Here is an 8,068-nt window from a genome sequence, read left to right as displayed (position 1 = left end):
GCGCGCAAGCGCGCCGCCTCGACGGTGAATAGCGAGCTTACGATGCTCTACTGGCGCATCGGCCAACGCATCCACACGCAGGTCTTGGACAGGCGCCGGGGCGCCTACGGCAAGGAAGTTCTGCCCACCTTGGCTGCGCAGTTGGTGGAGGAGTACGGCAGCAGCTTTGCAGAGCAGAACTTGCGCCGCATGGTGCAGTTCGCCGCCACCTTCCCCGACGAGCGAATTCTCGTATCACTGATACGAGAATTGAGCTGGACGCACTTCATCGCCCTGATGCCGCTGAAAGACCCGCTCCAGCGGGACTACTACGCACAGATGGCCAGCACCCAACGCTGGAGCGTGCGGACGCTGCGCGAGCGTATCGACTCGATGCTGTACGAGCGCACGGCGCTTTCCCAAAAGCCGGAAGAAACCATAGCGCAGGAGTTGGCGACCCTGCGCGATGCGCAGCGCATGTCGCCGGCCCTGGTCATGCGCGACCCGTACATCCTCGACTTCCTGGGCCTGCGGGACACTTGGCAGGAAGGCGACTTGGAAGCGGCGATCATCCGTGAAATGGAGTCCTTCCTGCTGGAGCTGGGCGCGGGCTTCTCATTCGTCGCCCGGCAGAAGCGCATTCCGATCGACGACGAGGATTTCCACCTTGACCTTCTGTTCTACAACCGCAAGCTGCGGCGGCTGGTTGCGGTGGAGTTGAAGGTAGGTGACTTCAAGGCGGCCTACAAAGGGCAGATGGAGCTTTACCTTCGGTGGCTAGACAAGCACGAACGGGAGCCGGAGGAAGCCTCGCCGCTCGGGATCATCCTTTGCACCGGCAAGAAGCGCGAGCAGATCGAATTGCTGGAGCTGGACAAGTCCGGCATCCACGTTGCCGAGTATCTGACCGCCTTGCCGCCGAGGGGCGTGCTGGTGGAGCGGCTGCAACAGGCAACGCAACGGGCGCAGTTGCAAATCGAGCAGCGCAAGACGGACAACGAGTAGTCCTGTCCCAAGCAGTCGGGCGTCCCGGCGTGCCGCCGTCGCGCTGTCGTGCTGCGCATCGAGCTTCGCTGCGCGAGTCTCGCCCCTGTCGGGCTTCCATCACTGACGCCTCCGTCCCGGCTCGTTGATCCGGGCCTGCGCGCTCCGCTTGCCAAAAATCGACTCTGTGCAGTGGGCGGGTGTGGGCGGTCTTGCTGTTCCCTTCACCGTATCACGGCGTTCTCGCCGTCAAGGGCGGCGCGCGCCATGCGCGCTTGCGTCCTGGCGGCCGTCTGCGACCCCTGACTGCTTGCGCTGCGCCGTGCTGCCGCCGGTTCCGGGCAATTCCGCCCGAGCAACCGGAGCACGATCATGTCGCAACTGTCCTTTCCCTCGTTCGATTCCTGTCTGCTGGTGCGCGACGCGCACGGGCGCTATCTACCGGCATCGGCCGACGACATTCTGGAAGCTGCGCGCCAGGTCATTGACCGGAAAATGCAGCGCGGAGCAGAGTTCACTTCGCCGGCGGCGGTCAAGGAATACTTGCGTACAAAGTTGGCCAGCTTCGAGCATGAGGTGTTCGTAGTGCTGTTCATGGATACGCGCCATCGTCTGATCGAATACAGGGAGATGTTCCACGGCACTATTGACGGTGCGTCGGTGTATCCGCGCGAAGTGGTCAAGGAGGCGCTGCGGCTCAATGCGGCGGCGGTCGTCGTTTCGCACAACCATCCGAGCGGAAACCCCGAGCCGAGCGCGGCTGACCGGGCGCTGACCCAGCGGCTCAAGGAAGCGTTGGGTCTGGTGGACGTGCGCGTGCTCGATCACATCATCGTTGCGGGCAACGAAACGGCATCGTTCGCCGAGCATGGGCTGATCTAGCCCAAGGGGCTTCGGCCCCTTTTTGCTGCGCCTGGTGGCATAGCTATGGCCCTCGCGGCCTGATGCTCAGGCCGTCGCAACCTGAATCATCTCGTCGTAATGTTTCTTGTCCACCTCTTCCAGCCACTGGAAGATGTTCCCGATGACGCTGTGGCTTTCGCCTGCCAAGTTTTCTGCGGATTCCTCTGTTATCTCAATAACGTCGCTATGTGAATACTTATTGATAAAGCGGTAGATTTTTTCTTTAAGCTCTGGTGTCGTGATGGTGCAATCTTTTAGGCCAGCCTCCATCAATTGACTAATGTCGCTTCGCCGCCTTGGATATTTGAAGGTAAAAAACGATTCAACAAGCTTTCGGGCGAGGTTGGCGGTCAAGAACGCCTCATCTCGATTGAGTGTCGTGTGCGCCCTATATTCGTAAAGCTTCTTGAAGATATAGTGGTACTCGGAACCGTAGTTCTTGAGTGAGTCGTCGGCATCCACAAGTAGGGAGTGACGAGGGGAGCCAGGTGGCGCATCCAGGCGATAAAAGAAGCAATTCTCGGCGTTGCCTTTTTTGACTCGATTCCTATTGGTGCCAGTGAACCAGTCTCTCACTAGCTTAAAGTAAGTGAAGTTGTGAGTCAGCACAAAAAGTTGCTTGGCTTCAGTGCATTGCGTTCTCAAAAACGAGTAGGCGTGAAACAAGTGATTAGAATCAAAGCTTGAGACCGGATCGTCAACGACGACGATCGTATCCTTGATGTTATTTCCATTTTCTTTGAGCTTCGTGATGAAATAGACAAATGCAATCGCAGTCTTCTCACCTTCGCTCAAATTCCCATCGTGCTCACCAACCCCGTTTCTGATGATCTCATAGCCTTTCTTCTTCTGATTGAAGTTCAGGCAAAGCTCAGAGCGGCCAATGAAGCGATGCAGGATGTCATTGAACTCCTTTGCCCCGACCGTTTCATTCGAGAGCGCCGCTTCTATGGCTCCGACCTCTAGACTAATTTTTTCAATTTCCTTATGGTCGTTCTTTGCTTCTGACTCAAGGTCATTGCACTTCTTCTCACTTCCAGCATAGTCAAACTCTTGCACCTCAGCCGCAGCAAAGTGAAGCTCCAGTGCCACCTTGCTTTTTGAGGTCTCAGATTTGAAATTTGAAGTCTTATTGTTGTGCTTTCCAACGAGAGCAACAATCGACTTCAGGATGTCATTGAAATTGGTGACATCGTCTTCAACCACATCCGAGATCTGAATGTCTGTCTTCCCAGGGTCTGTGATCTTGGCCTTCAGGGCTTCCCGCCAGGCGTCCATTTGCTGGTCGATCTTTTCAGCAGCAGTTGCGTAGTCCTTTTGAAGCTTTTCTGCCTCGGCCGATAGTTCTTTATAAAACTCGGTCGATGCGGGAAACTGATTAGCTGGAGCGCCTTGAGATTCAATCCATGTCGCCGCATTCTGAAGTCGGCTCTGAAACTCCGTGAACTCCTTGCTGAAGTGGGCAGCAAGCGCCTCGGCACGAAGCTGGGCGAACGGAGAGCCGCAGAACTCGCAGGATTGCGAGTCGTGGTTTTTATGGATTTCCAAGCCTGCTTGAACCCATTCGCGGATGTCCGGGTTATCGGTAAGCCGCTGGATTGCTTGATTGACCGCCGTAGTCCCAATCAAATCTCTGATGCGGCCCGCCGCTTTCTTAAAGTAGTCCGGCTCAATGGCCGTTGAGGCGAAAGCAATGCTTGGAAGCTGATCTGGCTTGGCGGCATTCGTAAGGTCGATAACCCTCTCATCTGGAAGAACCGACTCCGCCTTGATAATTGTCTCGCCGTTATTCTGTATGAAGTTGGAGAGCTTGCGGCGGTCGTAATTCAAGTAATAACTGTCGCTCGTATCAATCGCCTGAAGTCCAAGCTTCATTTTCTTGGCAGCATTGGTCAGGAACTTCTCTAATGCCTCACGCTGCTTCTTGATATCGCTTTGCTTGTCGTCGTGAGCCTTCTTTTTCGACTGAAGCTCGCTCTTCAGCTTCTCCAGCTTCTGCAAGTCATCAATCTTCTCTTTCGCAATAAGAAGGATGCTCTTTACGGATTTGTCCCAATCAATGTTCTCATGCACGAAGCGTTGATTGAAAACATGAATATTCAATTGGGATGAGTGGAGTGTGGATTCCGTGATCGTTGAGCCATCCTCCAGAACTACTGAAAATTGGCCCGTGCTGAAGCGGGGAACCATCGAGCGAAGCTCAAAGCAAGAGAATAGATTCGATAACGTTGACTTGCCTGTTCCATTCCAACCATAGACCAGGTTGTACCGGCCGAACTTTTGGATCTTCGTTCCATTGAAGTCGCTGAAGATTCCGAACTGTTTGAGGCGGTTGATGCAGACAATCATCTCTAGATCTCCGTGTTCTTGCTTTCCCATCATTAGCTTGCGAAACAAATGGTAAACGAAGAGTCCTCTTGCGTCTCCGCTTCGCGGATCGCGCTGCTCCAGGTTCGCTAGTCGCTCATCCCTGGCGGGACTGGCTTCGCCAGCCTTCCGCATCGCTGACGCCTACGGCCCGGCTTCCAGCTTCGGGCCTGCGCGCTTCGCTTGCGTGCGGTCAGCACAAAGGGATGGCCGTTGCCTTGTCCAGCCGTCTCCCCTGACTTCATCACCTTACCCGCGACCGGAGCCCGCGCCCGTGTGCCGTCAAGGCGCGCAGGGCCGTGTCCTCGGCTGCGCCTGCGGGCCGCACCCACCCTGCGCTTGGCTCCTTGACGGCCCCCGTCCGCGCGCTCCTTTGGCCGCGGGCGATGAACTCAGGAAAGACGGTGGCAACAGGGCCAACCGGGTTCCTCGTGCCGACCGCACCAAACAGCCGAAAGGCTGGGCTCCGAATCTAGAAATCCGGTGTGCGGTGTGAACAGCAAACCTCTTTTGTCAGGAGAAAGACCATGCAACTCGCATCCCGTTTCGCTTTCCGCTCCCCCTCGCTGCGCAGCGATTACCCGCTGTCCGACGACCAGATTCACCGCGTGGCCCCGTCCATCTTCGCGGATGCCCCGCACGAGAGCCGTTCGCAGCGGTACGCCTATATCCCCACCGCCGCCGTGCTGACCGAGCTTCGCAAAGAAGGCTTCCAGCCTTTCATGGTGACGCAAACCCGCGTGCGCGACGAAGGCAAGCGCGAGCACACCAAACACATGATTCGCTTGCGCCATGCCAGCCAGATCAACGGCGCGGAGGCCAACGAAATCGTGCTGCTGAACTCGCACGACGGCACCAGCAGCTATCAGATGCTGGCCGGAATGTTCCGGTTCGTGTGCAGCAATGGCCTTGTTTGCGGCAACACCGTGGCCGATGTGCGAGTGCCCCATAAAGGCGACGTGGCCGGTCTGGTCATTGAGGGCGCTTACGAAGTCTTGAGCGGTTTCGATCGGGTGAAGGAATCGCGCGATGCCATGCGCGGCATCACCTTGGACGATGGCGAATCCGAAGTGTTCGCCCGCGCCGCGCTCGCCCTCAAGTACGACGACCCCGACAAGCCCGCGCCCATCACGGAATCGCAAATCCTGATGCCGCGCCGCTTCGACGACCGCCGCCCCGACCTGTGGAGCGTGTTCAACCGCACCCAAGAAAACCTGACCCAAGGCGGGCTGCGTGGCCGCAGCGCCAACGGGCGCCGACAGCAAACCCGCCCGGTGCAGGGCATCGACCAAAACATCCGACTGAATCGCGCCCTCTGGCTGCTGGCCGATGGCATGCGCCAGTTGAAAGCCTGAATCCCCACGCGGCAGGGGCAGGCAGCAGCCCTTGTCGCTTTCTTCGCTGCTGCATTCCTGAACCGATAGGAGTTATCACCATGAACGCCGTTACCCAAACCGAAGCCCGCGCCATCAACACCGCCGCCGCTATCCCGCTGGAAGCCGCTGACCCGACCAAGAACCTGATTCTGGTTCCGCTGTCGCGGCTGGTGTCGCGCCCCACTGGCCGCAACGTGCGCAAGACCCCGCGCATGTCCATTCCCGAACTCGCCGCCAGCATCCAGCGTGTCGGCCTGCTGCAAAACCTCATCGTGATTGCCGCCGCCGACGGCGAGCATTACGAAGTCGTGGCCGGTGGCCGTCGCCTCGCAGCGTTGAAGCTGCTGGCGAAGAAGCACCGCATCAGCAAGGAATGGGAGGTGCCTTGCCTGCAGGTGGCCGATGGCACCGCACGCACGGCCAGCCTGACCGAGAACGTGCAGCGCGAAGCCATGCACCCCGCCGACCAGTTCGAGGCGTTCGCCGCGCTGGTGGCCGAAGGCCGCAGCATCGAGGATATCGCAGCGGATTTTTCCGTCACGCCGCTGGTGGTGCAGCGCCGCTTGAAACTCGCCAACGTCTCGCCGCGCCTGCTGGCCGACTATCGCGCCGAGGCCGTGAGCCTTGACCAGTTGATGGCCCTTGCCATCACCGACGACCACGCCGCGCAGGAAGCCGCGTTCTACGATGCGCCGACATGGCAGCGCAGCCCGCACAACCTGCGCGACCGTCTGACCGAACGCGAAATCGACGCCTACCGGCATCCGCTGGTGCGCTTTGTCGGGCTGGACGGCTACGAGCAGGAAGGCGGTGGCATCCGCCGCGACCTGTTCGCGGAGGGCGACAAAGGCGTGTATCTGACCGATGCCGCACTGCTGGAACGGCTGGCGCAGGACAAGCTGGCAGGTATCGCCGCCAAGGTGCAGGCCGAGGGCTGGGCGTGGGTGGATGCCACGCCGGGCATGACCCATGCCGATCTGCAAGCCTTCCAGCGTGCGCCAAGGGAACGCCGCAGTCCGAACAAGCGCGACGCGCAGCGCATCGAGAAGCTGCAAACCAAGCTGCACGAACTGGCCGAAGCCGTGGATGCCGCGCTGGACGACGAAGACGAAGAAAAGGCCGATGCCTTGCAGGAAGAAGGCGAACGCCTGGGCGAGCAGTTGCAGGCGCTGGAAGAAGGCTTGCTGGACTATGCGGCCAATGTGAAGGCCGCAGCCGGTGCCATCGTCACCATCGACCGCGACGGGCAGGCCGCGATTCATCGCGGGCTGCTGCGCGAAGCCGAAGCCAAGGCGCTGCGCACGCTGGAACGACTGCGGCAGGGTTTCGGCAGCGAAGGCGAAGCCGCAAACGAGGACGAAGGCGAGGACGACGAGCAGCCCAAGACCGCCACCATGTCCGACCGACTGGCGCAGCGGTTGAGCGCGCACCGTACCGCCGCGCTGCAAATCGAAGTGGCCCGGCATCCGCAAGCCGCGCTGGCCGCCGTGGTGCATGGCATGGTGCAGACCGTCTTGCAGGAAAGCCACTACGGCCACGACCTGCCGCTGGGCGTGCGCCTCACGGTGCAAGACCGGCTGGAAGGCATGGCCCCGGACTGGCCGGAATCACCCGCCGCCGTGGCGCTGCGCGAACTGCAACAGGTGGCAGGCGAAACCTTGCCGGAGGACAGCGCCGAACTGTTCGCCGCGCTGCTGGCGAAATCACAGGATGAACTGGTGCGGCTGCTGGCCGTGTGCTTAGCTTCCACGGTGGACGTGGTGACGCCTCGCGCCACGCCGCACCAGCCCGGCGCGGAACTGGCGCAGGCCGTGGGGCTGGATATGGCCGCGTGGTGGCAGCCCACCAATGAGGGTTACTTCCGGCATGTGCCGAAGGCCGCGATTCTGGAAGCCGTTGGCGGGTTCGCGCCCTCGCACGTCACCCGACTGGCGAAGTTGAAGAAGGGCGACATTGCCAGCGAAGCCGAACGGCTCGCCGCTGGCACCGGCTGGATGCCCGCCATCTTCCGCACCGAAGGCCCGCAGCAGGCCGGGCAGGACGCGCCGGCGGATGGCGAAGCCGAAGCACAGGAAGAAGCGGCCGCCGTGGCGGATGTCCAGCCGCAGGCCGAGGCTTTGGCCGCGTGACTTCGCACCGTAGATAGCGCCCCGGTTCCGGCCGGGGCGCTTCATATTGAGGATGCCTGCCATGACCCACCAACCCGCAAACCGCCCCCGTATGGCTGCGACCTATGCCTCCGGCACGGTGCGCGCCCGCCGCTGGCACGGCGACGGCGACGTGCGCGGCTACCGTCCGCCGCGTGGCTGGACGGCCCGCGCCGACCTGACCGATCTGCATCCCCTCACGGGCCGCGCCTTGCCGCGCGCCGTGTGGTGGATCATCGAAACCAAGAAATAACGAGCCGCACCGGCCCCAAGCCGTGCCGCCTTGGGGCCGGTGGTCGAAAACTCCGGGCG

General features: G+C 60.5%; 6 protein-coding genes. 5 read left to right on the top strand and 1 reads right to left on the bottom strand.

The genetic code is table 11. The features are described 5' to 3' along the window. Both ACJBF3_RS14880 and radC read left to right on the top strand, forming a co-directional pair. Positions 1-984, top strand: a 984-nt coding sequence (locus ACJBF3_RS14880; RefSeq protein WP_241185345.1) for a YhcG family protein, incomplete at its 5' end; no start/stop codon positions are given. A 351-nt stretch (positions 985-1,335) separates the two neighbouring features. Then, on the top strand, positions 1,336-1,845 hold the full coding sequence (gene radC / locus ACJBF3_RS14875) for a DNA repair protein RadC (protein WP_016487841.1): 510 nt from the start codon (positions 1,336-1,338) through the stop codon (positions 1,843-1,845). 66 nt (positions 1,846-1,911) lie between these two features. Here the strand turns inward: radC and ACJBF3_RS14870 are convergent, their stop codons facing one another. Beyond that, complete coding sequence (locus ACJBF3_RS14870; protein ID WP_016487840.1) at positions 1,912-4,368, bottom strand: AAA family ATPase; 2,457 nt, start codon at positions 4,366-4,368, stop codon at positions 1,912-1,914. A 392-nt stretch (positions 4,369-4,760) separates the two neighbouring features. On the opposite strand from ACJBF3_RS14870, the gene ACJBF3_RS14865 reads away from it, so the two are divergent. The 3 genes from ACJBF3_RS14865 to ACJBF3_RS14855 all read left to right on the top strand — a co-directional run bounded on the left by ACJBF3_RS14865 (position 4,761) and on the right by ACJBF3_RS14855 (position 8,009). After that, positions 4,761-5,588, top strand: a complete 828-nt coding sequence (locus tag ACJBF3_RS14865; RefSeq protein ID WP_003092327.1) for a DUF932 domain-containing protein — start codon at positions 4,761-4,763, stop codon at positions 5,586-5,588. A gap of 80 nt (positions 5,589-5,668) precedes the next feature. Continuing rightward, complete coding sequence (locus tag ACJBF3_RS14860) at positions 5,669-7,738, top strand: ParB/RepB/Spo0J family partition protein (protein ID WP_006379606.1); 2,070 nt, start codon at positions 5,669-5,671, stop codon at positions 7,736-7,738. A gap of 61 nt (positions 7,739-7,799) precedes the next feature. Continuing rightward, positions 7,800-8,009, top strand: coding sequence for a hypothetical protein (locus ACJBF3_RS14855; protein WP_016487839.1), 210 nt, complete (start codon positions 7,800-7,802; stop codon positions 8,007-8,009). Positions 8,010-8,068 lie beyond the last annotated feature (59 nt).

The organism is Enterobacter sp. PP-008-ECC_S150 (genome assembly GCF_045257065.1).
GTDB classification, from domain to species: domain Bacteria; phylum Pseudomonadota; class Gammaproteobacteria; order Enterobacterales; family Enterobacteriaceae; genus Enterobacter; species Enterobacter chengduensis.
The sequence above is the reverse complement of the archived record's forward strand: the minus strand, read 5'-3'. Positions and strand labels throughout refer to the sequence as shown.

Excerpts from the sequence above, each read along its gene's own strand:
- ACJBF3_RS14870 (WP_016487840.1), bottom strand. The coding sequence starts at position 4,368 with ATGCGGAAGGCTGGCGAAGCCAGTCCCGCCAGGGATGAGCGACTAGCG.
- ACJBF3_RS14860 (WP_006379606.1), top strand. The coding sequence starts at position 5,669 with ATGAACGCCGTTACCCAAACCGAAGCCCGCGCCATCAACACCGCCGCC.
- ACJBF3_RS14865 (WP_003092327.1), top strand. The coding sequence starts at position 4,761 with ATGCAACTCGCATCCCGTTTCGCTTTCCGCTCCCCCTCGCTGCGCAGC.
- radC (WP_016487841.1), top strand. The coding sequence starts at position 1,336 with ATGTCGCAACTGTCCTTTCCCTCGTTCGATTCCTGTCTGCTGGTGCGC.
- ACJBF3_RS14855 (WP_016487839.1), top strand. The coding sequence starts at position 7,800 with ATGACCCACCAACCCGCAAACCGCCCCCGTATGGCTGCGACCTATGCC.